The sequence below is a fragment of the Pseudoflavonifractor phocaeensis genome (assembly GCF_016901735.1).
GTDB lineage: Bacteria > Bacillota > Clostridia > Oscillospirales > Oscillospiraceae > Pseudoflavonifractor_A.
Genome location: NZ_JACLZC010000011.1, coordinates 1 through 26632, shown reverse-complemented (window position 1 = coordinate 26632; position 26632 = coordinate 1). Strand labels below are relative to the sequence as shown.

The window sequence follows — 26632 nt, the reverse complement described above, 5'->3', positions numbered from 1 at the left end:
CTATGGATTATGTCATCATCGGCAACGGCGCCGCCGCGGTGGGCTGCGTGGAGGGCATCCGCGCCCTGGACCAGACCGGCTCCATCACCGTCGTCTCCGCCGAGCCCTACCCCGTCTACGGCCGTCCCCTGATCTCCTACCTGTTGGAGGGAAAGACCACCGAGGAAAAGATGCTCCGCTACCGCCCGGAAAACTGGTACAAGAAAAACGGCGTCGCCCTCCTGTCCGGCCGTACCGCCGTCTCGGTGGACAGCGCCGCCCATCAGGTGACGCTGGACAACGGCGCGGTATTGCCGTATCATAAATTATGCTTTGCCACCGGTTCCCGGCCCTTTGTCCCTCCCATGGAGGGCCTGGAGACGGTGGAGCACCAGACCTCCTTTATGACGCTGGACGACGCCCGCCGGCTCTCCCGGATACTGGGCGACCAAAAAGACAAGCGGGTGCTCATCATCGGCGCCGGTCTCATCGGCCTCAAGTGCGCCGAGGGCATTCTGGACCGGTGCGCCTCCCTCACGGTGGTGGACATGGCCGAGCGCATCCTCCCCAACGTGATGCTTCCTCATCCGGCGGCCCTCATCCAAAAACGCATGGAGGACCGGGGCGTCGCCTTCCTGCTGGGCGACTCCATTGCCCGCTTTGAGGGCAACCATGCGGTTTTGAAAAGCGGAAAGGCGGTGGACTTCGACGTACTGGTGGTGGCGGTGGGGGTCCGGCCCAACACCGAGCTTGCCGCTCAGGCCGGCTGCGCCGTGGACCGGGGCATCTTCATCGACGACCACTGCGCCGCCGGTCCCGACCTGTGGGCCGCCGGTGACTGCACCCGCTCCCACGACATCTCCAATGGCAGCGACCGCATCCTGGCCATCCTGCCCAACGCCTACCTCCAGGGCGAGACCGCCGGGCTCAACATGGCCGGCGGCAGCCGGGCCTTTACCAAGGCCGTCCCCATGAACGCCTCCGGCTTCTTTGGGCTCCATGTGGTCTCCGCCGGCAGCTACGACGGCCAGCGCTACCTGGAAGAGGACCCGGAAACGGGCTCCTATAAACTCCTGGTCACCCGGGACGACCGCCTGGTGGGCTTCATCCTGCTGGGCGATGTGGAGCGGGCGGGCATCTATACCTCCCTCATCCGGGAACAGACCCCCCTCTCCTCCATTGACTTTGACCTGATTCGGGAAAAGCCCCAGCTTATGGCCTTCTCCCGCTCGGAACGGGCCAAAAAATTGGGAGGTGTGCAGCGATGAGAGTAGAAGCGGGAACCATGTACTATCAGCAGCTCAACCAGCTCATCCGGGACAACAGCGACGCCGAGGTGGTGGTGGACCACGTCTGCGGCCAGCGCTACCTGGGGTGCAGCTCCTCCGGCCGTCACTTCACCCTCTACGGCGTGCCGGGCAACGGATTGGGCCAATATCTGGACGGCTCCACCATCGAGGTCTTTGGCAACACCCAGGAGGCCGTGGGCGACACCATGAACGACGGTGAAATCATCATCCACGGCAGCTGCGGCGACGCCTGTGGCTACGGGATGCGGGGCGGCCGTATCCTCATCGAGGGCAATGTGGGCTACCGGGCCGGTATCCACATGAAAGCTTATCTGGACAAATTCCCCGTCCTGGTGGTGGGCGGCAGAGCCGGCTCCTTTTTGGGCGAGTACCAGGCCGGCGGCCTCATCGTCATTCTGGGCCAGGGCGCCAACGGCGCGTATCCGGTGAGCAACTTCTGCGGCACCGGGATGCACGGCGGCAAGATCGTGTTGCGCTGCGACCAGCCTCCCGTCGGACTTCCTCCCCAGGTGCTGGTCCGGCCCGCCACCGACGGCGACCGGGCCGAGCTCCTCCCCCACGTCTCCGCCTGGTGCGCCGCCTTCGGCGGCGACCCGGAGGCCCTGCTCCGCCCCTCCTTCTATGTCCTCACCCCCAACCCGGAAGCCGGATACCATCAGCTCTACACCTTTAACTGATCCCATCATCTGTCACCACCATCAGCGGACCCGGTCCGCCGCTGGAATAAGGAGATTTCCATGTATACTTCCCTCTCTGAGCTTCTGGAGTTCCTCCAGGACAACGACGTCAAATTCATCCGTCTGGCCTTCTGCGACCTGTTCGGCGTCCAGAAAAACATCTCCATCATGCCCGGCGAGCTGCCCCTGGCCATGGAACAGGGCATCTCCTTTGACGGCTCCGCTCTGCCGGGTTTTATGAATGTGGAGTCCTCCGATCTCTTCCTCCATCCGGACCCGGCTACCCTGGCCTTTCTGCCCTGGCGGCCCTCCACCGGCCGGGTGGTCCGCTTCTTCTGCGACATCCGCTACCCCGGCGGCTCCCCCTTCGAGGGGGACGGCCGGTCCCTCCTCCGCAAGGCCATGGCCGACGCCCGGGCGCTGGATCTGAGCTGTACCGTGGGCACCGAGTGCGAGTTTTACCTCTTCCGCACCGATCAGGAGGGCAACCCCACCCGCATTCCCCACGATCAGGGCAGCTATTTTGACGTGGCCCCCCTGGACAAGGGGGAAAACATCCGCCGTCAGATCTGCCTCACCTTAGAAGAGATGGGCATACAGCCCGAGGCCAGCCACCACGAGCAGGGACCCGGTCAGCATGAGATCGACTTCAAATACGCCAGCCCCCTCCAGGCCGCCGACAATCTCATCACCTTCAAGTGGGCGGTGAAGGTCCTGGCCGAGCAGAACGGGCTCTTTGCCTCCTTCCTGCCCAAGCCCTTCCCAGACCGGCCGGGCAACGGCCTGCACGTCAACCTCTCCCTCTTCCGGCAGGGCCAGAACCTCTTCCGCAACCCCGACACCAACACCCACAGCCGCACCAGCGAGGCCTTTTTGGCCGGCATCCTGCGGCGGGTGGCCGAGTGTACCGCCTTCCTCAATCCCCTGGTCAACTCTTACAGCCGCTTCGGCTCCTTTGAGGCCCCCCGCTATATTACCTGGTCCCACCAAAACCGCTCCCAGCTGGTGCGCATCCCGGCGGCCCAGGGCGATCTGCGCCGGATGGAGCTCCGCTCCCCCGATGGGACGGTCAATCCCTATCTGGCCTTTGCCCTCCTCATCCAGGCCGGGCTGGAGGGTGTGGCCGATGACCTGCCTCTTCCTCCCTCCTGCGACCTGGACCTCTTCCAGGCCGGCGGAGACGCCGATTACCCCGCCCTCCCCCAGTCCCTGGGACAGGCGGTCTCTCTGGCCCGGGAGAGCTCCTTTGTCCGCTCGGTCATCCCCGCCCGTACCCTGGAATACTATCTCAAAATCAAGGAAGCGCAGTTTCAGGCCGTCCTGAACGCCCCCGACGGCGGCGCGGAGGAAGAGGCCGCCCTGTTTGCCCGCTGTTGAATCAATCGGAAAGGAGATGCCGACGATGGAGCGTATCTTATTGGTCTGTTCCGGTGAACAAAGCCGTCAGGCCCTGGCCCAGCTGCTGTCCGAACACTGCCACGGCCAGATTCACCACGCCCAGGCCGGCGCTGCCGCCCGGCGTATGATGATGGACATCGACTTTGATCTCATTCTCATCAACGCCCCCCTCTCCGACGAGCCGGGAGACGGCCTGGCCCGCCATGCCGTGCGTACCACCGGCGCGGCGGTCCTCCTTCTCCTCAAGGCCCCTTTGACCGAAGCCCTCTTTGCCGCTATGGAGGACCTGGGCGTGGCCGTCCTGCCCAAGCCCATTAACCGTTCCACCTTTTCCTCCTCCATCCATCTCCTGCGGGCCGCCCACAGCCGCCTTTTGCAGGCCCAAAGCCAGGCTCGCAAGCTCCAAAAACAGCTGGAGGAGCTGCGCCTGGTCAGCCGCGCCAAGTGCATCCTCATCGAGACCGGCGGCCTGACCGAGCCGGAGGCCCACGCGTTTTTGGAAAAGCAGGCCATGAACCGGCGCATGACCAAGGCAGACGTGGCCCGCGAGCTCCTGCAATCCAGAGACTAACCTCCTGTACGGCGGTCCGCCCCGGTCCGCCGTACAGCCTTTTTTGTGCCATCTTTCACCCATCGGAAAGGATGTTTTTCTATGACCAAGTATATTTTTGTGACCGGCGGCGTGGTGAGCGGCCTAGGTAAGGGCATCACCGCCGCCTCCCTGGGCCGGCTCCTCAAAAGCCGGGGCCTGAAGGTCGCCGCCCAGAAGCTGGACCCCTATATCAACGTGGACCCGGGTACCATGAGCCCCTACCAGCACGGAGAGGTGTACGTCACCGAGGACGGCGCCGAGACCGATCTGGATCTGGGCCACTATGAGCGCTTCATCGACGAGGACCTGAACCAGTTCTCCAACCTGACCACCGGCAAGGTCTATTGGAACGTCCTCAACAAGGAGCGGGCGGGGGCCTATCTGGGCCAGACCGTCCAGGTCATCCCCCACATCACCAACGAGATCAAAGAATTTATCTATGCCGTGGGACGCAAAACCGCCGCCGACGTGGTCATCACCGAGGTGGGCGGCACCACCGGCGACATCGAAAGCCAGCCCTTTCTGGAGGCCATCCGTCAGGTGGCCGTGGAGGTGGGGCGGGAAAACTGCCTCTTTCTCCATGTGACCCTGGTACCCTACCTGCCCAGCAGCGGAGAACAAAAATCCAAGCCCACCCAGCACTCGGTCAAGGAACTCCAGGGCATGGGCATCCGCCCCGACCTGATCGTCACCCGCTGCGTTCAGCCCCTGGAGGAGAGCGTCCGGGAAAAGCTGGCCCTCTTTTGCAGCGTAAAGCCCGATTGCGTCATCGAAAATCTGGACGTTCCCCTGCTCTACCAGGCCCCTCTGATGCTGGAGCATAGCCATCTGTCCGACATCGTCTGCCGGGAGCTGGGGCTGGCCTGCCCGCCCCCCGCTCTGGACGAGTGGAAGGAGATGCTCCGCCGGATGGAGCGCCCCGGCCGGACCGTCACCATCGCCCTGGTGGGCAAGTACGTCAAACTCCACGACGCCTATCTCTCGGTGGCCGAGGCCCTGCGGCACGCGGGCTTTGCCAACGGCGCGGCAGTGGACATCCGCTGGATCGAGGCCGAAGAGGTCACCGACGAGACCGCCCCCGCCCTCTTCGCCGGCTGCGGCGGCATCCTGGTGCCCGGCGGCTTCGGCAGCCGGGGCATTGAGGGAAAAATCGCCGCCGCCCGCTACGCCCGCACCCACAAAATTCCCTATCTTGGCATCTGCCTGGGGATGCAGATTGCTGTCATCGAATTCTGCCGCCATGCGCTGGGCATGGAGGGGGCCAACTCCGCCGAGTTCAGCGAAAACCCGGACGATGTGATCCACCTCATGCCCGACCAGCAGGGCAGCCTGCCCAAAGGGGGGACCATGCGTCTGGGCGCTTATCCCTGCCGCCTGACCCCCGGCTCCCGCCTGGCGTCGCTGTACGGCCAGTCTCTGGTCCGGGAACGCCACCGCCACCGCTACGAGTTCAATAACCGCATCCGCGCCCAGGCGGAAGAGGCCGGTATGGTCCTCTCCGGCCTCTCCCCCGACGGCCGGCTGGTGGAGGCGGTGGAGCTGAAGGACCATCCCTTCTATGTGGGCGTCCAGTATCACCCCGAATTCAAAAGCCGCCCCAATCGTCCCCACCCCGTCTTTTCCGGCTTTATCGCCGCCGCCCTGCATTAAAATAGCAAAACTATCCCCCGTTTCCTCTCTTATAAAAGGGAAACGGGGGATAGTTCAATCTGTCTGCAAAGGGAAACACAGAGCAAGAAAAGATAAGGCGCCTGCATGGACGCGGGCGACCACAAGGGTCGCCCCTACAGAGTGGGAGGGGTACCATTCCTCATCCGAGAGGGGAGGGGTGCGAACGGAGGCTTCCCTATCTCTTATCTTTTATCTCTTATCTTCCCTCGCCACGCCGCTCTTCCGGGCGGCCTGGGCCACCGCGGCGGCCACCGCGTCCTTCACGCGGGGATCGAAGGCGGCGGGGAGAATGTAATCGGGATTCAGCTCCTCGTCGCTGACCAGATGGGCCAGCGCCTGAGCGGCGGCCATCTTCATGGCCTCGTTGATGTCGCTGGCCCGCACATCGAAGGCTCCCCGGAACACGCCGGGGAAGGCCAGCACGTTGTTGATCTGGTTGGGGAAGTCGCTCCGGCCGGTGGCAATGACCGCCGCGCCCCCCGCCTTGGCCTCGTCGGGGAAGATCTCCGGGGTGGGATTGGCACAGGCAAAGACAATGGCGTCCTTGTTCATGGTCTTTACCATCTCGGTGGTCACGGTGCCGGGCGCCGAAACGCCGATGAACACGTCGGCCCCCACCAGCATGTCGGCCAGGGTGCCCGCCTTCTTCTCCAGATTGGTCACCTGGGCCATTTCTTCCTTGATCCAGTTGAGGCCGGGCCGGCCGGCGTAAATGGCCCCCGAACGGTCGCACATGGTCACATGGCGGAACCCCGCCGAGAGGAGCAGCTTGACAATGGACACCGCCGCCGCGCCGGCGCCGGAGGTGACCACCCTGACCTCCTCCCGCTGCTTGCCCACCAGGCGCAGGGCGTTGAGCAGACCCGCCAGGGTGATGATGGCGGTGCCGTGCTGGTCGTCGTGGAAAATGGGGATGTCGCACTTTTCCTTTAACTTCCGCTCGATCTCAAAGCACCGGGGCGCGGAGATGTCCTCCAGATTGATGCCGCCGAAGGAGCCGGAAATGCGGTACACCGTCTCCACAAAGGCGTCCACATCCTTGGTGTTGACACACAGGGGCACTGCGTCCACATCGCCAAAGGCCTTGAACAGCACACACTTGCCCTCCATCACCGGCATACCGGCCTCCGGGCCGATGTCGCCCAGACCCAGCACCGCGCTGCCGTCGGTGATGACCGCCGCCATGTTCCACCGGCGGGTGAGGGCATAGCTCAGGCTGGGGTCTTTTTGGATCTCCAGACAGGGCTGGGCCACCCCCGGCGTATAGGCCAGCGACAGCGCCTCCTTGCTGTCCACCGAGGCCCGGGGGGTGACCTCCAGCTTGCCCTTCCATTCATAGTGCTTTTTCAGCGATTCCTGCGCGTAATCCATGGGGTAATTCCTCCCTGTTATCGTTCAGTTTCACACAAAAGTATAGCATATTTTTCCCGTCGCGCAAGGGAAAATCTTCACGCCGTCCCGGCCGCCCCCCGCAGCCACGGCGTACGCCGGGCGTAGAGCAGAAAAATCACCGTGCTCAGGCTCCAGGTGATGGGATAGGCCCAGAATACCATCCGGATCTCCGGCACCACCGCCACCGCCGCCGTGATATACAGGATACGGAACACACACCAGCAGCCCAGCATGACGAACATGGGCACCGACGCCCGGCCCGCACCCCGCAAAATGCCCGCCATGCAGTGGGAGAAGGCCAGCAAACAGTAAAAAAGCGTCACCGTTCTGGCCTGGGCCACCCCGTAGGAAATCACATGCCCGCTTTCGTTGAACGCGCCGATGAGCACCGGGGCCAGCAGCCAGATCAGCGCCCCGATGCTCTCGGCGATGACCACCGAACAGATCACCCCGAACTTGGCCCCTTTTCTGGCCCGTTCGGTCTCACCGGCTCCCAGGTTCTGGCTGATAAAGGTGCTCAGCGCCAGAGAAAAGCAGGTAATGGGCAAAAAGCCAAAGCCCTCCACCTTGGAATAGGCGCCGCAGCCCGCCATAGCCGCGCTGCCGAAGGCGTTGATGTTGGACTGCACCACCACGTTGGCCAGGGAAATGATGGAGGTCTGCACCCCGGCCGGCAGGCCGTTGGACAAAACCTGCCGGAATACGGTGGCGTCAAACCCCACCGAACGCAGAGAAAGCCGCTCCGGCCCCTTGGCCCGCAGCAGATGGATCAGACACAGCAGGGCGCTCACGCACTGGGAAATCACCGTGGCCAGCGCCGCCGACCACACCCCCCAATGAAATCCCGCCACAAACAGCAGGTCCAGCACCACATTGACCAGAGAAGAGACCACCAGATAGAGCAGCGGATGGCGGCTGTCCCCCACCGCCTGCAAAATGCCCACAAATACGTTGTAGAGCACGAAGGCCACCGAGCCCAAAAAGTAAATGCGGAAATAAGCGGTGGATTGGGGCAGCACATCGGCGGGCGTCCCCATCAGAATGAGGATCTGAGGGGCCAGCAGCACCCCAATGACCGTCAACGCCGCCCCGGCCGCCAGACCGAAGGCCACCATGGTGTGGATGGTACGCCCCATCCGCAGGCGGTCCCCCGCTCCGTAGTAACGGGCCACCACCACACCGCCGCCGGCTGAAATGCCGTTGAAAAAGCCGACCAGCAGCAAAATGAGACTGCCTGACGAGCTCACCGCCGCCAGCGCCGTATCTCCCAAAAATTTGCCCACGATGAGAGAGTCAGCGGTATTGTAAAGCTGCTGAAACAGGTTCCCAAAAAACAGCGGTACCGCAAAAAACACAATGCGCTGCCAGATGGGCCCCCGGGTCATCGGTGCGCTTTCCTTGGATCTGCTCCCTTCCATGGGTGCTGTGCCTCCCTCACTCTGACGCTATGGTCTCGGCGGTGACCCGCCGGTAGGGCATCCAGATATAATGCCCTTCCTCCAACTCCACCGACTGCGCCGGGTCCTCCCCCGCCGCCAGCGCCCGGATGAGGGCAAACATAGCCTCTGCCATGCCCTCGGCATCGTTGAGCACCGTCCCCTTCAGCGTCCCGGCCTCAATGGCCTCCAGCGCCGGCGGCGTGGCGTCCACCCCCACGATAAAGGGCAGCTCCGTCATCCCCGCCGCCCGACAGGCGTCGATGGCCCCCAGGGCCATGTCGTCGTTATTGGCAAAGACCACCTCGATCTCTTCTCCATAGCGCTTGATCCACTCGGTCATCCGGGCGCTGGCCTGGGTCCGGTCCCAGTTGGCCGTATCGCTGGCCAGCTTTTCCGCCGGCACCGTCTCGGTCAGCGTATTGACGCTGTACTCGGTGCGCAGCAGGGTATCCTGATGCCCCGGCTCCCCTTCCAGCATGACGTATTGGAGTACGCCGTCCCCGTTCCGATCCACCGCCGCCGGGTCCGCCTTCCAGGCGTCGGCCACGATCTGACCCTGGATCTCTCCCGACTGCTCCGCACGGGCGCCGACATAATAGGCCCCCTCCCACCGGTCCAGATCCTCCTGCACCGGCTGGCGGTTGAAGAAAATAATGGGCACGTTGGCCGCCTCCGCCTTATCGATGAGCACCGCCGCCGCCGTCCGGTCCACGATATTGACACAGATGGCGTCGTAGTCCCGGTCCAGAAAGCGGTCCACCTGATCGTTTTGGGTGGATTGGCTGTTGCCGCCGTCGGTGATGTTCAGCGTCAGCTTGCGGGAGGTCTCCTCCTCCCAGGCCCTGGCCTGAAGCTCCAGATTTTCCACCACGGTGGAAATAAAGGTATCATTCTGCTGATAAAGGGCCACTCCTATCCGTACGTCAGTGGTGCGCTGGCTGCCGCAGCCGCTCTGCCCCAGCAGCAGCGCGCCGCCCAACAGGACCGCTCCCCCCCTCTTAGCCAGAGACCGGGAAAAGCAGCTTTTGGATCTCCGGTTCATACATATCTTCCTTCCGTACGATTTGAAACTGGAGCTCCGAATCGGATACCCCCTCCTTCCGGGCCGCATGGACCGCACGCTCCACCGCCAGATAGCCGGCTGCGTAGTCGCTCCACGCCGCAATGGCGGTGATATGGTCCTGCTCCATCAAAGACGCAATGCCGGTGCTGGACCCGGCGCCATAGAGCGGCAGTCCACACCCCCAGGTCCGCAAGGTCTGGGCGGTCTGCTCCAGTGCGCCGGGATCAAACACCATCAGCACGTCGGCGCTCCTGACCAGACTCAGCTCATCGGTCCGGGCGTCCAGACCCCCCGGCTTCCAGCAGGTCATGACCGTGAATCCCTCCTGAACCAGACGCTCCTCCGCCGCCTTCAGCCGCCGGGCAGCCGCGCTGCCCTCCACACCCGTCCGGATGAGAAGCACCGTGCTGCCCTTTGCATGGTTTTGACAGACCGTCTCCGCCAAGGCACGGCCCACCAGCTCCGCGTCGGTGCCCACGCAGGCCCGCTCCCAGCCCTCCACCGTGGACTCCAGCGTCACCACCGGCGGCATGGACCCCTCCGTGGTCAATACGTCGGCCACCTCCGCCGGGTCCGTGGGCCGGATCACCACCGCGTCCACGCCGCTCTCCAGCTCCCGCAGCAGCATGTCGCCCTGCTCCTCCGCGCCCTGGGCCGGCGATAGATAACGAAGCTCCGCTCCCAAATCCTCTGCCGCCTGGTCCATGCCGCTGCGGGTATTGGACCAGAGGGCCCCGTCCCAATCGCCCAGCAATACGGAGACCTCCACCAGCTCCTGATCCCGGCTGGGGAAAACGTTCTCCGGCAGCGTCAGACTGAGAAAAACCATAGCCCCCAGCAGCAGTAAAAAAATGCCGGTGCGCAGAAAGCCGGTGTCTCCCTTTTGCGCTCTCTTCTTCATGACGTCACCTCTCCCCGATAGGGCGCCGCGGCTCCCTCGTCCAGTGCGGGCAGATGGATGCGCACCGTGGTGCCCTCGTCCAGCTCGCTGGTGATCTCCAGGCCATAGTCCAGCCCAAAGGTCAGCTGGATGCGCCGGTGGACGTTGCGCAGTCCGATCCCGGAGCCCTTTGTGGTCACCGCCGGCCGGTGCTCGTCCAGCAGCTGATCCACCATCTCCTGAGGCATACCGAGGCCGTTGTCCCGTACGTCGATGTAGAGATCCTTCCCCTTCCGGAAGGCGTGGACGTCAATTTCACCGTCTCCGTCCGCCGAGGCCACGCCGTAATAAATGGCGTTTTCCAAAATAGGCTGTACGATCAGCTTGAGGACGTAAAGCCCCTCTGTCCCCGGCTCCTGCCGGATGGTACTGGTGAATTTGTTCTTGTAGCGCATATTCTGGATGGTCAGATAGTTGCGGGCGTGCTCCAGCTCGTCGGAGAGGGGGATGATGCTGCTCCCCCGGCTCAGCGAGATGCGGAAAAACCGGGCCAGCGCCGATACCATCACCACCGCCTCGTCGGTCCGGCCGTTTTCCGTCATCCAGATCACCGAATCCAGCGTGTTGTAGAGAAAATGAGGGTTGATCTGGGATTGGAGGACATCCAGCTCGGAGCGGCGCTTGGCGTCCTCCTGCTGGATGATGTCATCCATCAGATGGCGCATGGTGGACACCATGGACTCGATGGAGTGTCCCAGATGCTTGACCTCATAGCTGCCGCCTACGTCAAAGCTGACCTCCTCCGCGCCCGCCTCCAGCTGCTTCACCGCCTGTTCCAAGGCGCGCACCGGCTCGGAAATGTGGGCGGAGAGCCGGCTGTTGACAAAGGCCAGCAAAAACGCCGAGAAGAGCAGCAGGGAAATGCCGAAAAAGAGGAGCTGACTGCCGCTGGTCTCCCAGCCGTTGGGCGAAACCGCCACCAGCTTCCAGCCGGTATAGCCCACGGTTTTGACGGTAACCTGGCGGGTGACGTCCTGAAACACCTCGCTGATGGCGCCGTCGCTGTAAGTGGCCGCCACCCGGTTATTTTCCTGGCTGAGTCCGGCATAGATGAGCTGCTGCCTGGGATGATAGATGATCTCACCGCTGCTGTCGATCAGATAGACGTAACCCCCGTTGGCCAGAGACACATCCTTGCAGATCTGCTCGATGCCGTCAAAGCTCATGTCCACCAGCAGTACGCCGTCGGTGGTGGTGCCGTCCTTTGTCAGCTCCACCTGCCGGCTCAGCGACACCACCCAGTGATAGGACGCCTCCTGGGCCTCAAAGAGATTCTGCACATGGGGCACCGAGAAGTGAAAGTTCTCGATCCGCTCCTGGGCGGCGGTAAACCAGCTCTGGGCAGCGGGGGTGCACCCCTCTTTTAAGGTATTCAGCGGCGCGCCGGCCACCAGATCCCCGCTTGTATCAAATACCGCGATGGAGACCACCCGGTCCAGATTCTCCTCATACAGCAGATCCAGCCCGGTATTCAGCTCCTCTCCCTCCAAATCGGTGTTTTTGATGAGACCGTAGTATACCGTATCCGAAAGGCGCATCATACGGCGCAGATAGCTGTCCAGATTCAAATTTACTTGTGCCAGCACCCGCTGCCCGCTGTCCGCTGTCAGTTCCCCGGCCGCCGCCGAAAAACGCAGAAAGAGGGACATTCCTATGAAAAACATCCCCGCCACAGCCACCGCCGTAAACGACAGGGAAATAATCATCTGAATGCCCATCTTTCGGTTGACGCCCCGGAGCCGATGGCTCCATTGACTCATTTGCCTCGCTCCTTTCCCCGCCGGTCCCGGACGGCTGCCCGGTGCCCTTACTGCTCCGACCGGAACTTGGAGGGCGAACGGCCAAACTGGCGTTTGAATACATAGCTGAAGTAGTTGGGGTCGGAATACCCCGTTTTTTGCGCGATGAGGTAGGTCTTTTCGTCGGTCTCCCGCAGCAGCGCCGCCGCGGCGTCCATCCGCACCTGGGTCACATAGGCAGTAAAACCCATGCCCGTCTCCCGTTTGAACAGGGTGGAAAAGTACGTCTGGGAGAGATGCAGATGCTCACAGAGCATTTCCACCGACAGATCCGGGTCCGCATAGTGTTCGGCAATGAATTCCCGGGCCTTTTCCACCGTCCGGCCGGCCGACGCCGTCCGGCGGCGGCCCAGAAGCTCCCGCAGCCGCAGGCTCCGCTCCCGGCACCAGGCGCTCAGTTCCTCCAGGGACGCGAAATCCGTCACCTGGACGCCGCCGGCAAAGTTGGCCCCAAAGACCTCCTCCGCCTCCACGCCCCCCGCCCGGGCCAGCTTCAAAAAGCAGGTGACCAGCTCCAGGAAAAAGTAGTGGCACTGGGGCAGATCCAGACCCGCCGCCCGCACCTGGGCCATGAGACCGTCCACCACCCGGAGCACATCCTCCTCGCTGCCCAGCTTTACCGCCGCGCTCAGCGCCCGCTCGCTCTCCTCGTCAAAGGTCAGCGTGGCAGACCGGCCCGGCTCCAGATCGCCAATGTAAATTACCCGGCTATCCACCAGCACCCGATAGTCCAGCGCGCTCCGGGCTCCTTCCGCCGACTGGTACAGATCCTCCGCCTTTTCGCAGCTGCTCCCTACCCCGGCCGTCAAATTCAGCCCCAGGTAGCTCTTGGCCAGATCGCACACCCGGCCCAACTCCTCCAGCAGGGCATAGACCGGCGCCTCCCCCTGAAAGCTGAAAATCAGCGCCAGATTGTCCCGGTAGAGGACCTGACGTACTGTGCAATTCTCTAGTGAAAAGTGATCGTTGAAAAAGCTCTGCACCGACAGCAAAATTAGCTCGTCCCGGGAGCCGGACAGCTCCGCCACCGGACCGTCCACATGGACGATGGCGGCGATCCAGCTCTTCCCGCTCAAGTCGATCTCATATCGCGCGGCACGCTCCACCACCTGCCGGCCCCGGATCTGTCCGTCCAGCAGCCGGGTATAAAAGAGCTCCCGCAGCACCGGCAGGCTCTCCTCGTAGAGGCGGCGCAGGATCTCCACGTCCTTCCGCTCCGCCCGCTCCGCCTGAATCTCACGGCGCAGCTTTTCCAACACCGCCGTCAGCTCCGCCGCTCCGATGGGCTTTAGAATGTACTCCGATACGTTCAGTCCCACGGCCTGGCGGGCATATTCAAATTCATCAAAGCCGGAAAACACCACCATCTTGGCCGCCGGCAGCTGCTGGGTCAGACGGCGGCACAGCTCCAGGCCGTCCATAAAAGGCATTTTGATGTCGGTCAGCACCACATCCGGCCGGAGCTGCTCGGCTATTTCCAACGCCTCGGCACCGTTTTCCGCCTCCCCCACCAGACTGAACCCCAGACCGGCCCAGTCAATCTTGCGGCTGATGCCCACGCGGATGTCCTCCTCGTCGTCCACCAGCAGCACTCGGTAAAGTCCCACGTTCTCCCCTCCCTCTTCTCTCATATCGGTGTATTAGTATAGCACAGCGCAGGTCGAAAAAAAAGGGGCGCGCTCCTTCGGGAACGCGCCCCCCATACGGGCCCAAAACGAACTCTTACTTCTTAACCAGATACTTACGCATATCGAGCGCGCAGGCGAAGAGGATGATGGCGCCCTTGATGAGATACTGCAGGTCCTGGTTGACGCCCAGCATGGTCAGACCGACGAAGATCAGGCGGAGCAGCAGCACGCCGATCACGATGCCGCGGATCTTACCAATGCCGCCGACGAAGGAGACGCCGCCGATGACGCAGGCCGCGATGGCGTCCAGCTCGTAGTTATAACCGGTGTTGGCGGTGTTGGAGCCGATACGAGCGCCCTCGATAAAGCCGGTCCAGCCGTACATCGCGCCGGCCAGAGCAAAGACCATAACGGTGGTCATGAACACGTTGACGCCGGACACGCGGGCGGCTTCCTCGTTGGAGCCCAGGGCGAACATGTTCTTGCCGAAGGTGGTCTTGTTCCAGATGAACCACATGAGGGCGGTCAGCAGGATGGCATACCACACATAGTTGGGAATGGGAGTAGCGCCGCCGCTGCCGTTGGGCACGCTGACGATGGCGCCCTTGACGAAGTTGTTGTAGCTGTCAGCCATACCGGAGATGGCCATACCGTTGTTGTTGCCCATCTTGACGTAGAGCAGCAGGCAGGTGTACAGGATGAGCTGAGTGCCCAGGGTCACGATGAAGGGATGCAGCTTGAACTTGGCAACCCAGAAGCCGTTGAACGCGCCGATGACGGCGCCCAGCACCATAGCGATGATGATAACCAGCGCGACAGGCAGGGTGTCCAGGTCGGGCCACATCTTGTTGGCGGTGGTGGCAGCCTGCAGCAGAGAGGCGGAGACGCAGGCGGTCAGACCGACGTTACGGCCGGCGGACAGGTCGGTACCGGTCAGCACGATACAGCCGGCGATACCCAGAGCGGCGGGCAGATAAGCGGCGGTGTTGGACAGGATATTGACCAGGGAAGGTACCTTCAGGAAGTTCTCGTTGACAACGGCGATATAGATCACAAAAATGATCATCAGGATGTACAGAGCGTTATCCAGCAGCAGGTTGCCTACTTTCTTGGCGTCCCACTGAGACTGCGCCTTGGCCTGGAGCTCCTTGGATTCTTTACTCATTTCGCGTTCCTCCTCTTATACATACTTGGCGGCCAGGGTGAGGATCTCCTCCTGGCTGGTATTCTTGGCGTCCACCTCACCGGCCACCTGTCCGCCGGACATGACCACGATGCGGTCACAGATGCCCAGCAGCTCGGGCATTTCGGAGGAGACGACGATGACTCCCTTGCCCTCGTTGGCCAGATCAATGATGAGCTGGTAGATCTCGTACTTGGCGCCCACGTCGATGCCGCGGGTAGGCTCGTCCAGCAGGAGGATCTCCGGCTTGGTCAGAAGCCAGCGGCCGATGATGACCTTTTGCTGGTTGCCGCCGGAGAGGGAACGGATGGCGGTCTCCTGAGTGGGAGTCTTGATGTGCATGGCCTGAATCGCCCAGTCGGTGTCGGCCTTCATCTTCTTTTCACTCAGGCAGATGCCGCCCATCAGATAGTCCTTCAGGTTGGAGATAACGGTGTTCTCACGGATGCTCCGGATGCCGAAGATACCGGTGGCGCGGCGTTCCTCGGTCAGCAGGGCAAATCCATTCTTGATGGACTCCCGAGGATTGCGGTTCTTGATTTCACGGCCATGGAGCGTAATGGTGCCGCCCTCACGGGTCATGACGCCGAACAAGTTCTCCAGCACCTCGGTACGACCGGAGCCGTCCAGACCGGCAAAGCCCAGAATCTCGCCCTTGCGGAGCTGGAAGGTGCCGTCCTTCAGGCGGGTGTACTTACCGGTGATGTGCTGCACGTCCAGAATGACCTCACCAGGCTTGTTGGTCTTGGGCGGGAAGCGGTTTGTCAGCTCACGGCCGACCATCAGCTTGATGATCTCGTTCATGGTCATTTCCTTGGCCGGCCGAGTGGCCACCCAGGTACCATCGCGCATGACGGTGAGATCGTCGCTGATGCGCAGGATCTCATCCATCTTATGGGAGATGTAAATGATGCCGCAGCCCTTGCTCTTGAGCATATCGATGATGCGGAAGAGGTGTTCCACCTCGGCCTCGGTCAGAGACGAGGTGGGCTCGTCGAACACGATGATCTTGGAATTGTAGGAAACCGCCTTGGCGATCTCCACCATCTGCCGCTTGGAGACGGGCAGAGTGGACATAACGGCGCTGGGGTTTACCTCCACGTTAAGCTGCTCGAAGAGCTTCTTGGTCTCACGGGCCATGATGCTCTCACTGACCATGATGCCGCCCACTTTGGGGTAGCGTCCCAGCCAGAGGTTGTCCTTGACGGTCCGGGTCAAGGCCTGGTTCAGCTCCTGATGCACCATGGCCACGCCGTTCTCCAGCGCCTCCTTGGAGCTCTTGAAGTTGATCTCCTTGCCCTCCAGGAAAATCTGACCGCCGTCCTTCTGATAGATGCCGAACAGACACTTCATCAGAGTCGATTTACCCGCGCCGTTCTCACCCATCAGGGCGTGGACCGTACCTGGGCGAACCTTCAGAGAAACGCCGTCCAGAGCCTTGACACCAGGAAATTCTTTGGTAATGTTCTTCATTTCCAACAGTACCGGCTGATCCATATGCTTCCTCCTCTCTTTTGTTGCCGCGCAAAGCCGCTGCGTCAGGCCGCCCCCGCCTGGGAGCAGCGGGCTGACGCCGGGGCTTTACATTTGGGAGCGGGGCTGCCAGGATGCTGACAGCCCCGCTTACCCGGTCTTTTAAGTATTGATTTTTCCGCAGCCGAAGCGAATGGATTATTCGCCGGTGTAGATGGCGTAAGGCACGCGGACCTTGGCGACGCCTTCGTCCACGATCATGTCGCCGGTGTTGCTCATCAGGTCGCCGTCATTGGCGAAGTTCTGCATCAGGGTCACCAGGGAGTTGGCCATACCGGCGGCGTCCTGAGCGATGGTGCCGGTCATGATACCAGCGTTGATCTTCTCCTTAGCGGAGTCCATGGCGTCCACGCCGAACACGGGGATGACCTTGCCGCCCTCGGTGTTGTAGCCGGCGGTCTGCAGAGCGGAGATAGCGCCCTCGGCCATGCCGTCGTTGTTGGCGATGACCATCTCGACCATGTTGCCGTTGGCCTCGGAGTACTCGCCCAGGATGGTGTTCATGTAGTCGGTAGCGGCCTGAGCAGACCAAGCGCCGGTCTGGTCAACCAGGTAACCGGAGGTGTTGGAGGGGTTGTAGAACACCAGCTGGCCCTTGCCGGCCTCGGCCAGCAGGGTGTTGGCATCCTCGACGGAGTACTGGGTACGCATCTCGGCCTCGGCGTTGCCCTCCTGGCCCTTGAACATGACGTAGGAGATCTCGCCGTCGCCGTTCAGATCGACCGCGTCGAAGTTCTCGATGAGGTACTCAGCGATCATCTGGCCCTGCAGGTGGCCGGCCTCGGCGGCGTCGGTGCCGACGAAGGCGCACTTCTCATAGCTGTTGACCACGTCGTCGGAGACCTCGCGGTTGAAGAACAGGATGGGGATGCCGGCGTTCTTGGCGGCATCAACGGCGGCCTGGGCAGCCTCGGGAGAAGAGGTCTCCACGATGTTGACGATCAGGAAGTTGCAGCCGTTGACGATAGCGGTGTTGATGGAGTCGGTCTGGACGGACTGGTTGTTCTGGCCGTCATAGTCGGTGTACTTCACGCCCAGGCTGTCCAGCAGGCTGTCCATCTGGGTGCGGACGCTGGTGATGTACGCATCGGAGTACTGATAGTAGAACACGCCGATGTCCAGGGAGGACAGGTCGCCGGCCTCGGTGTCGCCGCCCTCGGGAGCGGTGCTCTCAGTGCTGGGAGCGGTAGAGGGGGCGGTGGAAGTGGTGGTCTCACCATTGGAGCAGGCGGCCAGAGAGGCGACCATACCAAGGGCGAGAAGGAGCGCAAGCAGTTTCTTCTTCATCATAGTTCCTCCTAATTTTTTGTTTTGCGTGGCTTTTGGGAATGCTTTGCCCGGTATGACCGCGCCGCATTGTTCCCGCATGGCTTTATTTTAACGGGTGCCTCTGGAAAAAACGATAGAAAAATCTTCTCTCTTCTAGCAAAATCCTTTGCTCTTTGTATAATATGTGTATTTTAATGGATGCTTTTTTGTATTCTTTTCACAATCACACCTTATAAATAAGATTTAGGCAGATTCGTGCAAAATCGCTTTCCGTTTTTGGGAAGGATGCTGGTTTTTCGATTTTTAGTAAATTTTAGTTGAATCCGGTGGCCGGGGGGGCTATCATGATGGTAGAAAGCATTCCACGCCTGTTCCAAATTCGGCCCGCCGTGCGCCGTGAGCACGGCGCCGCTCTGCTGCAGCGGTCCAGGAGGTTTATTATGTTTCCTTTCCTTCAACTCTTCAAGCTTCTGGAAGACGGCGCCCTGGACGAAAAGCTGTCCACGCTGGCCTGCACCCCTGCCGGCGCTGCCCCTGACCGTGACCGGGTCCGTCACGTGCTGGATGGATTCAAGGACACCTTCCATCCCGCGGACGACGCGCCGGCCGCTCTCTTCTCCGCGCCCGGCCGTACCGAACTGGGCGGCAACCATACCGACCACCAGCACGGCCACGTCCTGGCCGCTTCGGTGAATCTGGACCTGCTCTCCTGCGCCGCCCCCAACGGCTCCCGCATGATCCGCATCTGCTCCGAGGGCTGGCCCGTCCTGGAGGTGGATCTGGACCGTCTGGAGCCTGTGGCCGAGGAAATCAACTCCACCGGCGCGCTGGTCCGGGGCATCGCCGCCCGCATCGGCCAGCTGGGCTATCCCCCCGTTGGCTTTGACGCCTACATCGTCTCCGACGTGCTCCCCGGCTCCGGCCTCTCCTCCTCCGCCGCCTATGAGACCCTCATCGGCGTGATCCTCAACCATTTCTCCTGCGGCGACGCCCTGGATGCCGTGGCCATCGCCCAGATCGGACAGTATGCCGAAAACGTCTTTTTCGGCAAGCCCTGCGGCCTGATGGACCAGATGGCCTCCTCCGTGGGCGGCGCGGTGGCCATCGACTTCGCCGATCCCGCCAAGCCCGTGGTCCGTCAGATCCCCGTGGACCTGGAGTCCAAGGGCTACGCCCTGTGCATCATTGACTCCGGCGCCGACCACGCCGACCTCACCGACGAGTATGCCGCCATCCCCGCCGAGATGAAGGCGGTGGCCTCCTTCTGCGGCGGCGACGTGCTGCGCAACGTCCCCGAGGAGACGTTCTGGAAAATGCTGCCCTCCGCCCGTGTGGCCACCGGCGACCGGGCCATCCTCCGGGCCATCCACTATTACAGCGACGACCGCTGCGCCGTGGAGGAGGCCGACGCCCTGGCCGCCGGCGACTTTGACGCCTTCCTGAACTTGGCCAAGGCCTCCGGCATCTCCTCCTGGACCATGCTCCAGAACGTCTGCCCCGCCGGCGCTACCAAAGAGCAGGCCGTCTCAGTGGCCCTGGCCGTGGCGCAGGCCGCCCTCAAGGGCCGCGGCGGCTGCCGGGTCCACGGCGGCGGCTTCGCCGGCACCATCCAGGCCTTCGTGCCCCTGGATCTGCTGGACGGCTTCAAGGCCGAGACGGAGCGCGTCCTGGGTCAGGGCCGCTGCCATGTGCTCTCCATCCGCAGCGTGGGCGGCTGCGTGGTGGCCGGTTAAGTCTTAAATTTGTGAGAGGAGTTTTTGGACATGACTGTTGATAATGCTATTCAGGCCCTGGCTACCTACGGCCTGCGCAAGGGTCTCATTCAGGAGGCCGACTACACCTGGGCGGTAAACACCCTGATGGACATCCTGCGGGTGGAGTACTACGCCCCCACCGAGGAAGCCCCCCAGGAGATCGACCTCCCCGCCGTCCTCACCTTCCTGATGGACGACGCCCACGCCCGCGGCGTCCTCCCCGAGGACAGCATCACCTACCGTGATCTCTTTGACACCCGCCTCATGGGCGCCCTCACTCCCCGTCCCACCCAGGTGGTGGAGCACTTCCGCTCCCTCTACGCCCAGGACCCCAAGGCGGCCACCGATTGGTTTTACACCTTCAGCCAGGACACCAATTACATCCGCCGGGACCGCATCGCCAAGGACGTGCAGTGGAAGTCCAACACCGAATATGGTGAGCTGGACATCACCATCAACCTCTCCAAGCCGGAGAAGGACCCCCGCGCCATCGCCGCCGCCCGGGATCTGCCTACCTCTAATTATCCCCTCTGCCAGCTGTGCCGCGAAAACGAGGGCTACTCCGGCCGGGTCAACCACCCCGCCCGTCAGAATCACCGCATCATCCCCATTACCATCGCCAATGCCCCCTGGTTCCTCCAGTACTCCCCCTACGTCTATTATAATGAGCACTGCATCTGCTTCAACAGCCAGCATGTGCCCATGAAGATCGACCGGGCCTGCTTCGCCAAGCTCCTGGACTTCGTGGGCCAGTTCCCCCACTACTTCGTGGGCTCCAACGCCGACCTGCCCATCGTGGGCGGCTCCATCCTGGCCCACGACCACTTCCAGGGCGGCCACTACACCTTCGCCATGGCCAAGGCCCCGGTGGAGACCCCCGTCTCCTTCCCCGGCTTTGACGACGTGAAGGCCGGCATCGTCAAGTGGCCCATGTCCGTTGTCCGCCTCACCTGCGCCGACCCCGCCCGCCTCATCGAGCTGGCCGACCGCATCCTGGTCTCCTGGCGGGGCTACTCCGACGAGAGCGCCTTCATCTTCGCCGAGACCGACGGCACTCCCCACAACACCATCACCCCCATCGCCCGCCGCCGCGGCGACGACTACGAGCTGGACCTGGTGCTGCGCAACAACATTACCACCGAGGAGCATCCTCTGGGCGTGTTCCATCCCCATGCCGAGCTCCACCACATCAAGAAGGAAAACATCGGCCTCATCGAGGTCATGGGTCTGGCCGTCCTGCCCGCCCGCCTGAAGGGTGAGCTGGCCGACCTGGCCAAGGCTCTGGTGGAGGGCGCCGACCTGGAGGCCGACGAGGCTCTGGCCAAGCACGCCCCCTGGGCCAACGAGCTCAAGACCCGCTACACCTTCACCGCCGACAACGCCCTGGACATCCTCCAGAAGGAAGTGGGCATCGTCTTTGCCCAGGTGCTGGAGCACGCCGGCGTCTATAAGCGCACCCCCGAAGGCCGGGCCGCCTTCCTGCGCTTCCTGGAACAGGCGGTGCGTCCGTGATCCAGATCCGCAAGCGTCCCTTTGGCGTCACCGCCGCCGGGCGTCCCGTGGACTGCTGGACCCTTACCAACGATCACGGTATGTCCGCCGAGATCCTGACCTACGGCGGCGTGATCCGCGCTCTGCGGGTCCCCACCCGCAACGGCGTTCGGGATGTGGTGCTGGGCTTTGACGCCATGGCCGACTATGAGGCCCAGGACAAGTACATCGGCGCTCTGGTGGGACGGGTGGCCAACCGCATCGGCGGCGCCTCCTTCCAGCTGGACGGCAAAACCTATACCCTGGCGGTCAACAACGGCCCCAACTGCAACCACGGCGGCATCCACGGCTTTCACGAAAAGGTCTGGACCGCTTACGCCAACGCCGAGGGTGACCTCATCCTCACCTGCATCAGCCCCGACGGTGAGGAGGGCTTCCCGGGTACCCTCCATCTCCAGGTGACCTATACCCTGGGGGAGGACGACTCCCTGACCCTCACCTATCAGGCCCGCAGCGACGCCAATACCCTGGTCAACCTGACCAACCACTCCTATTTCAACCTCAACGGCCACGCCTCCGGCACCCTGGACGGACAGACCATCCAGATCTTCTCCGACGCCATCACCGAAAGCGATGAGACCAGCGTCCCCACCGGCCGGCTGCTGGACGTGTCCGGCACTCCCTTCGATCTGCGCAAACCAGCCCCCTTTGCCCCGGGTCTTACCAGCGACCACCCCCAGATCCGGATGGCCAACGGGTACGACCACAATTTCGTCCTCCACAGCCAGCCCGCCGGGCCCTTCCGCCTGGCAGCGGCGGCGGAATGCGCCGACTTGCGTCTGGAGTGCTACACCACTCAGCCCGGCCTTCAGCTCTATACCGCCAACTACCTGGCCGGCGAGGTGGGCAAGGACGGCGCGGTCTACGAGCCCCGCTGCGCCTTCTGCCTGGAGACCCAATGCTGGCCCGACGCCATCCATCAGCCCGACTTCCCCTCGGTGGTCCTTCCCGCCGGCAAGACCTACCGGCAGACCACCCGCTTCCGTTTCTCCCCCGTGGCGGAGAAGTAACCCCCCTTTTCAGCAAACAGCAGCGCGTGCCGCAGGATATCGCCTCCTGCGGCACGTTCCTTTTTACCTTTATGAAAACAAAAAAGAGCCCGCGGTATGTCAGACATACCACGGGCCCTCTGAACGCTTGCAGAATGCAGGGGGAAGCTTACTTCAGCTCCACCTTGCCGCCGGCCTCTTCCAGCTTCTTCTTCAGCTCCTCGGCCTCGTCCTTGGACACGGCCTCCTTCAGGGTGCTGGGAGCGCCCTCGACGGTAGCCTTGGCCTCGCCCAGGCCCTGGCCGGTGATCTCGCGGACGGCCTTGATGACCTTGATCTTGGAAGAAGCGTCGAAACCGGTCAGAACCACGTCGAACTCGGTCTTTTCCTCCACGGCGGGAGCGGCAGCGCCGCCGGCGGCGGGAGCGGCCATAGCGGCGGCGGACACGCCGAACTCGTCCTCCAGAGCGTGCACCAGCTCGGACAGCTCCAGAACAGTCAGGCCCTTAACTTCTTCGATCAAAGCAGTGATCTTCTCGCTAGCCATGATAAGATACCTCCTAAATATATGAATGGTTCAAAATTGGTTGTCCCTTCGGGACGGATGAAACGCCGAATTTATTCGGCGGCGGGAGCCTCTTCGGCGCTCTCGACGGAGCCGCCCTTCTGCTCGCAGATGGCCTTGATGACGATGGCCAGGCTGGTGATAGGGGCCAGCATGGTGCCCAGGACCTGCGCCTGCAGGACCTCCTTGGAGGGCAGCTCAGCCAGGGCGTTGATCTCCTCCAGAGAGAGGACCTTGCCGTCCATAAAACCGGCCTTGATGGTGAACTTGGCGCCGTTGAACTGCTTGGCGAACTTGTTGATGACGCGCATGGGCGCGATGGGATCGCCATGGCTCAGGGCCAGAGAAGTGGTGCCGTTGAGCACGGAGTCCATCTCTTCCAGACCCACGTTGTTGATAGCGAAGCGCACCAGGGTGTTCTTCACGACAGCGTAGTCCAGCTCGTTCTTGCGGCACTCGGCGCGCAGCGCGGTATCCTCGGCCACAGTGATGCCCTTGTAGTCCACCAGAACGCCGCTGGCGGCGCCCTTGAGCTTCTCGGTCAGCTCGGCCACGATGGCCTGCTTCTCACTCAGAACTTTCGCGTTAGGCATTGTGGGATTCACCTCCATGAAATGAAAATGCTGTTTTCGCATCCAAAGACGCAAAAACAGCACATAAAACACTTCTGTTCCTGCATTCTCGGCAGGATTTCCGCCTTTCGGCCACCTGCTGTCTTTGAACACGCATTACAGTATATCACCCCGGACAGGCTTTGTCAAGCAAAACCTGCCCGGGAATGACAGCTTTTTGGGGGAAGATTACACCAGCTTGGCGGCGTTGATCTTCACGCCGGGGCCCATGGTGGCAGCACACACGCAGGAGCGAATGTACTGGCCCTTGGCGGCGGCGGGCTTGGCCTTGATGATGGCGGTCATCAGAGCGGTGAAGTTCTCGGTGAGCTTCTCCGCGCCGAAGGACACCTTGCCGATGGGGCAGTGGATGATGTTGGTCTTGTCCAGACGGTACTCCACCTTACCGGCCTTGATCTCCTTGACGGCCTTGGCCACGTCGGGGGTGACGGTGCCGGCCTTGGGGGAGGGCATCAGGCCCTTGGGGCCCAGCAGCTTACCCAGACGGCCCACAACGCCCATCATGTCGGGAGAGGCGACCACCACGTCGTAGTCGAACCAGTTCTCCTGCTGGATCTTCTGCACCAGATCCATCTCGCCGACGAAATCGGCGCCGGCCTCACGGGCAGCCTCGGCCTTGTCGCCCTTGGCGAACACCAGCACCCGCTGGGTCTTGCCGGTGCCGTGGGGCAGAACGATGGCGCCGCGGACCTGCTGGTCAGCGTGACGGGAGTCCACGCCCAGCTTCACGTGCAGCTCGACGGTCTCGTCAAACTTGGCAGTGGCGGTCTTTACCACCAGGCCCATGGCCTCGGCGGCATCATAGAGAGTGCCCTTGTCGATCTGCTTGGCGCTCTCGGTATACTTCTTACCTCTAAACATTCCTTCTACCTCCTTCGCCCTTAGTCGCCCACCACGACGCCCATGGAGCGGGCGGTACCGGCGATCATGCTCATGGCCGCCTCAACGCTGGCCGCGTTCAGGTCGGGCATCTTGGTCTCGGCGATCTTGCGCACGTCTTCCTTGCTGATGGTGGCCACCTTGGTCTTGTTGGGCACACCGGAGCCGGACTCGATGTTGCACGCCTTCTTGATGAGCACGGCGGCGGGAGGGGTCTTGGTCACAAAGGTAAAGGAGCGGTCGGCGTAGACAGTGATGATGACGGGGATGATCATGCCCACTTCGTTCTTGGTCCGCTCGTTGAACTCCTTGGTAAAGGCGGCGATGTTCACGCCGTGCTGGCCCAGAGCGGGACCAACAGGGGGGGCGGGAGTCGCCTTGCCGGCGGGGATCTGAAGCTTGACGTAACCTGTAACTTTCTGTGCCATTTGAAACAGCACCTCCTACGAAAAATGTGGTTGAGACGGGACCGTCAGGTCCCTCCCACTGGGACGCCTCTTCTGGCGGCGTCCCGCTGCCGTCCCGTGGAGGGAACGGTTCGGCCGGCCAATGGGCGCGGCCTCTTCATTTACTGCTCGACGGGCTCGACCGCGTCCAGATCCAGCTCCACCGGCGTATCGCGGCCGCACATGGAGACCGTCATACGCACTTTCTTGTGATCCAGATCGATCTCCTCCACCGTGCCCATGAAGGACTCCATGGCCCCGTCGGTGATGCGCACGGTGTCGCCCACCCCGTAGTTGACCACGACTTCCTTCTTCTCCACACCCATGGACGCGACTTCATCGTCGGTCAACGGGATGGCCTTATTGCCCGAGCCCACGAAGCCCGTCACGCCGCGGACGTTGCGCACCAGGTGCCAGGTCTCGTCGGTCATGATCATCTTCACCAGCACATAGCCGGGGAAGGTCTTGCGCTCCACGGTCTTGGGGCCGTTATCGGTGATCTCAGTCACAGTCTCCATGGGGATATTGACCTCATGGATGAGATCGCGCATGCCGCGGTTCTCCACCGCTTTCTCAATGGAGGCCGCTACGGTGTTTTCATAGCCGGAGTAGGTATGCGCGACATACCATTTCGCACTCTCTGCCATATCGACCCTTCCTTAAATGCTCTGGAAGAAATGGACGAGAGCAGTGATGATCCGCTCTGCCAGCGTGTCAAACACGCCGATGCAGATACCCACCACGACGCAGCAGACAATGACAATCATGGTGTTGTTAAACGTCTGCTTCCAGGTGGGCCACTGGACCTTTTTGAGTTCCGACTTCATCTCCCGGAACCACTTGCCCATGCGCGCGAAGACACCGGGCTTGGACTTGCCGTCCTTCTTGGCGGCCTTCTCCGCCTTGCTCTTACCAGCGGCGGTCTGCTCGAGCTTCTCGTTTTCAGACATTCCTTACACCCTTCTTTCTTGCCAGCTCTGCACGTTCATTACTTGGTCTCATTGTGAACCGTGTGCTTCCTGCAGAAGGGGCAGTACTTTTTCAGCTCCAGACGGTCGGGAGTATTCTTCTTGTTCTTGTTGGTGTTGTAGTTCCTCTGCTTGCACTCGGAGCAGCGGAGGGTGATCTTCACCCGGGAACCAGCCTTTGCCATGTGTTCGGCACCTCCTTCAATTTTGGCCGTCATCCGGACATAAAAAAAGCCGGATGCGGTCCATGGCCGAATCCAGCGCGGGAGAGACGCAATACGCCCCTTCCCATCACGGTGCGGACCCGGCACATCTGCCTCCCTATGTCTCCGGGGGCGGAGCGGAGGGTTTCACACATCGTTACACCGTAAAAACGCGCATGAAAAAAAGCCCTCTTGCATAGGTGTGTTTAGTCTAACACGCCGCTTCCCTCCTGTCAAGGGTATTTTTCCAACAAATCGCCCCTGTTTTGCACGGTTATTTTTTGAAAAAAAGGGCTTGCATTTTCTCCTTTCTTCTGCTATCATATCATACGATGCTTTTATAAGCGTGATACTGACGAGCGAGGAGGTTCAAGCGAATGGCCAAATGTGAATTCTGCGACAAGGGCGTTGTGTTCGGCATCCAGGTGTCCCACTCTCACCGCCGCTCCAATCGGCCCTGGAAGCCCAACGTGAAGCGCGTCAAGGCGATTGTCAACGGTACGCCCAAGCACGTCTATGTGTGCACCAGATGCCTCCGTTCGGGTAAGGTCACCCGCGCTGTGTAATTTTTAGATTGCCACAGAAAAAAGGTCCGCACCACACAGGTTAAGCCCCATAGGTTCACAATGTGAACCTATGGGGCTTAATGCCTTGTATGGAGGAATTAAATAGTGTGTACACAAGTTCAGGCTAAAACGGCGCACCAAATAGCAATGCAACGAATTTGCACTGCGGCGAGAAAAGATGCTGTATTTTTAGCATATCGCGTGGC

Annotated in this window: 25 protein-coding genes, 1 pseudogene and 1 other annotated feature; of the genes and pseudogenes, 9 read left to right on the top strand and 17 right to left on the bottom strand. The window is 61.9% G+C overall.

All coding sequences use genetic code 11. The features are described from left to right. Nucleotides 1-2: 2 nt before the first annotated feature. The 5 genes from H7U37_RS04060 (at nucleotide 3) to H7U37_RS04040 (ending at nucleotide 5606) form a co-directional block, all read left to right on the top strand. Nucleotides 3-1247 (top strand): NAD(P)/FAD-dependent oxidoreductase, encoded by a 1245-nt coding sequence (locus tag H7U37_RS04060; protein ID WP_204873832.1) that lies wholly within the window; start codon nucleotides 3-5, stop codon nucleotides 1245-1247. Next, entirely contained in the window at nucleotides 1244-1966 is a 723-nt protein-coding gene (locus H7U37_RS04055; RefSeq protein WP_204873830.1) for a GltB/FmdC/FwdC-like GXGXG domain-containing protein, read from the top strand. Before H7U37_RS04060 ends, H7U37_RS04055 begins: the two co-directional genes overlap by 4 nt. A gap of 60 nt (nucleotides 1967-2026) precedes the next feature. Beyond that, nucleotides 2027-3343, top strand: a complete 1317-nt coding sequence (locus H7U37_RS04050) for a glutamine synthetase family protein (protein ID WP_204873828.1) — start codon at nucleotides 2027-2029, stop codon at nucleotides 3341-3343. 25 nt (nucleotides 3344-3368) lie between these two features. Next, complete coding sequence (locus H7U37_RS04045; RefSeq protein WP_204873826.1) at nucleotides 3369-3935, top strand: ANTAR domain-containing response regulator; 567 nt, start codon at nucleotides 3369-3371, stop codon at nucleotides 3933-3935. Between the two features lie 81 nt (nucleotides 3936-4016). Beyond that, nucleotides 4017-5606 carry a CTP synthase gene (locus tag H7U37_RS04040; RefSeq protein ID WP_204873824.1) on the top strand — a complete coding sequence of 530 codons (1590 nt, stop codon included), beginning with the start codon at nucleotides 4017-4019 and terminating at the stop codon, nucleotides 5604-5606. A gap of 210 nt (nucleotides 5607-5816) precedes the next feature. Here H7U37_RS04040 and H7U37_RS04035 read toward each other — a convergent pair whose 3' ends face one another. The 9 genes from H7U37_RS04035 to H7U37_RS03995 form a co-directional block, all read right to left on the bottom strand. Next, entirely contained in the window at nucleotides 5817-6998 is a 1182-nt protein-coding gene (locus tag H7U37_RS04035) for an NAD(P)-dependent malic enzyme (protein ID WP_204873822.1), read from the bottom strand. Nucleotides 6999-7075: 77 nt separating this feature from the next. Further along, on the bottom strand, nucleotides 7076-8437 hold the full coding sequence (locus H7U37_RS04030; RefSeq protein WP_204873820.1) for an MATE family efflux transporter: 1362 nt from the start codon (nucleotides 8435-8437) through the stop codon (nucleotides 7076-7078). A 16-nt stretch (nucleotides 8438-8453) separates the two neighbouring features. Beyond that, entirely contained in the window at nucleotides 8454-9500 is a 1047-nt protein-coding gene (locus H7U37_RS04025; RefSeq protein WP_204873818.1) for a galactose ABC transporter substrate-binding protein, read from the bottom strand. Continuing rightward, complete coding sequence (locus H7U37_RS04020) at nucleotides 9457-10422, bottom strand: sugar ABC transporter substrate-binding protein (RefSeq protein ID WP_204873817.1); 966 nt, start codon at nucleotides 10420-10422, stop codon at nucleotides 9457-9459. The genes H7U37_RS04025 and H7U37_RS04020 overlap by 44 nt, the downstream gene beginning before the upstream one ends. Continuing rightward, the gene (locus tag H7U37_RS04015; protein WP_204873816.1) at nucleotides 10419-12221 is read right to left on the bottom strand and encodes a sensor histidine kinase; all 1803 of its coding nucleotides are present in this window, start codon (nucleotides 12219-12221) and stop codon (nucleotides 10419-10421) included. Before H7U37_RS04015 ends, H7U37_RS04020 begins: the two co-directional genes overlap by 4 nt. 47 nt (nucleotides 12222-12268) lie before the next feature. Continuing rightward, nucleotides 12269-13867, bottom strand: coding sequence for a response regulator (locus H7U37_RS04010; RefSeq protein WP_204873815.1), 1599 nt, complete (start codon nucleotides 13865-13867; stop codon nucleotides 12269-12271). A 115-nt stretch (nucleotides 13868-13982) separates the two neighbouring features. Then, nucleotides 13983-15053 carry a galactose/methyl galactoside ABC transporter permease MglC gene (locus H7U37_RS04005; RefSeq protein ID WP_204873814.1) on the bottom strand — a complete coding sequence of 357 codons (1071 nt, stop codon included), beginning with the start codon at nucleotides 15051-15053 and terminating at the stop codon, nucleotides 13983-13985. A gap of 15 nt (nucleotides 15054-15068) precedes the next feature. Beyond that, complete coding sequence (locus tag H7U37_RS04000; protein WP_204873813.1) at nucleotides 15069-16568, bottom strand: sugar ABC transporter ATP-binding protein; 1500 nt, start codon at nucleotides 16566-16568, stop codon at nucleotides 15069-15071. A gap of 174 nt (nucleotides 16569-16742) precedes the next feature. Then, a complete protein-coding gene (locus H7U37_RS03995) occupies nucleotides 16743-17891 on the bottom strand; it encodes a galactose ABC transporter substrate-binding protein (protein ID WP_204873812.1) in 1149 nt (382 codons plus the stop codon). Between the two features lie 422 nt (nucleotides 17892-18313). Between H7U37_RS03995 and H7U37_RS03990 the strand changes: the two genes are divergently transcribed. From H7U37_RS03990 to H7U37_RS03980, 3 genes are read left to right on the top strand one after another with little or no spacing between them, the layout of a single operon-like run. Continuing rightward, on the top strand, nucleotides 18314-19606 hold the full coding sequence (locus H7U37_RS03990; RefSeq protein WP_204873810.1) for a galactokinase: 1293 nt from the start codon (nucleotides 18314-18316) through the stop codon (nucleotides 19604-19606). Between the two features lie 30 nt (nucleotides 19607-19636). Then, nucleotides 19637-21139, top strand: coding sequence for a UDP-glucose--hexose-1-phosphate uridylyltransferase (gene galT, locus H7U37_RS03985; RefSeq protein ID WP_204873809.1), 1503 nt, complete (start codon nucleotides 19637-19639; stop codon nucleotides 21137-21139). Beyond that, nucleotides 21136-22188 (top strand): aldose epimerase family protein, encoded by a 1053-nt coding sequence (locus H7U37_RS03980; RefSeq protein ID WP_204873808.1) that lies wholly within the window; start codon nucleotides 21136-21138, stop codon nucleotides 22186-22188. Before galT ends, H7U37_RS03980 begins: the two co-directional genes overlap by 4 nt. Nucleotides 22189-22336: 148 nt before the next feature. Here H7U37_RS03980 and rplL read toward each other — a convergent pair whose 3' ends face one another. The 7 genes from rplL to rpmG form a co-directional block, all read right to left on the bottom strand. Next, complete coding sequence (rplL, locus tag H7U37_RS03975) at nucleotides 22337-22714, bottom strand: 50S ribosomal protein L7/L12 (protein WP_204873807.1); 378 nt, start codon at nucleotides 22712-22714, stop codon at nucleotides 22337-22339. 71 nt (nucleotides 22715-22785) lie between these two features. Beyond that, a complete protein-coding gene (rplJ, locus tag H7U37_RS03970; RefSeq protein ID WP_204873806.1) occupies nucleotides 22786-23325 on the bottom strand; it encodes a 50S ribosomal protein L10 in 540 nt (179 codons plus the stop codon). A 14-nt stretch (nucleotides 23326-23339) separates the two neighbouring features. Next, nucleotides 23340-23471, bottom strand: a sequence feature (ribosomal protein L10 leader region). 61 nt (nucleotides 23472-23532) lie between these two features. After that, complete coding sequence (gene rplA / locus H7U37_RS03965) at nucleotides 23533-24225, bottom strand: 50S ribosomal protein L1 (protein WP_204873805.1); 693 nt, start codon at nucleotides 24223-24225, stop codon at nucleotides 23533-23535. A gap of 20 nt (nucleotides 24226-24245) precedes the next feature. Beyond that, nucleotides 24246-24671, bottom strand: a complete 426-nt coding sequence (rplK, locus tag H7U37_RS03960; RefSeq protein WP_204873803.1) for a 50S ribosomal protein L11 — start codon at nucleotides 24669-24671, stop codon at nucleotides 24246-24248. A 140-nt stretch (nucleotides 24672-24811) separates the two neighbouring features. Further along, on the bottom strand, nucleotides 24812-25336 hold the full coding sequence (gene nusG, locus H7U37_RS03955; RefSeq protein WP_204873801.1) for a transcription termination/antitermination protein NusG: 525 nt from the start codon (nucleotides 25334-25336) through the stop codon (nucleotides 24812-24814). Between the two features lie 12 nt (nucleotides 25337-25348). After that, complete coding sequence (gene secE, locus H7U37_RS03950; protein WP_204873799.1) at nucleotides 25349-25639, bottom strand: preprotein translocase subunit SecE; 291 nt, start codon at nucleotides 25637-25639, stop codon at nucleotides 25349-25351. A 38-nt stretch (nucleotides 25640-25677) separates the two neighbouring features. Further along, nucleotides 25678-25842 (bottom strand): 50S ribosomal protein L33, encoded by a 165-nt coding sequence (rpmG, locus tag H7U37_RS03945; RefSeq protein WP_204873797.1) that lies wholly within the window; start codon nucleotides 25840-25842, stop codon nucleotides 25678-25680. 395 nt (nucleotides 25843-26237) lie between these two features. Here rpmG and rpmB point away from each other — a divergent pair, with 395 nt between their 5' ends. Next, nucleotides 26238-26426, top strand: coding sequence for a 50S ribosomal protein L28 (gene rpmB, locus H7U37_RS03940; protein WP_033116638.1), 189 nt, complete (start codon nucleotides 26238-26240; stop codon nucleotides 26424-26426). Nucleotides 26427-26545: 119 nt separating this feature from the next. Here rpmB and H7U37_RS03935 read toward each other — a convergent pair. Continuing rightward, nucleotides 26546-26632: pseudogene (locus H7U37_RS03935) on the bottom strand (IS5/IS1182 family transposase); the annotation flags it as partial.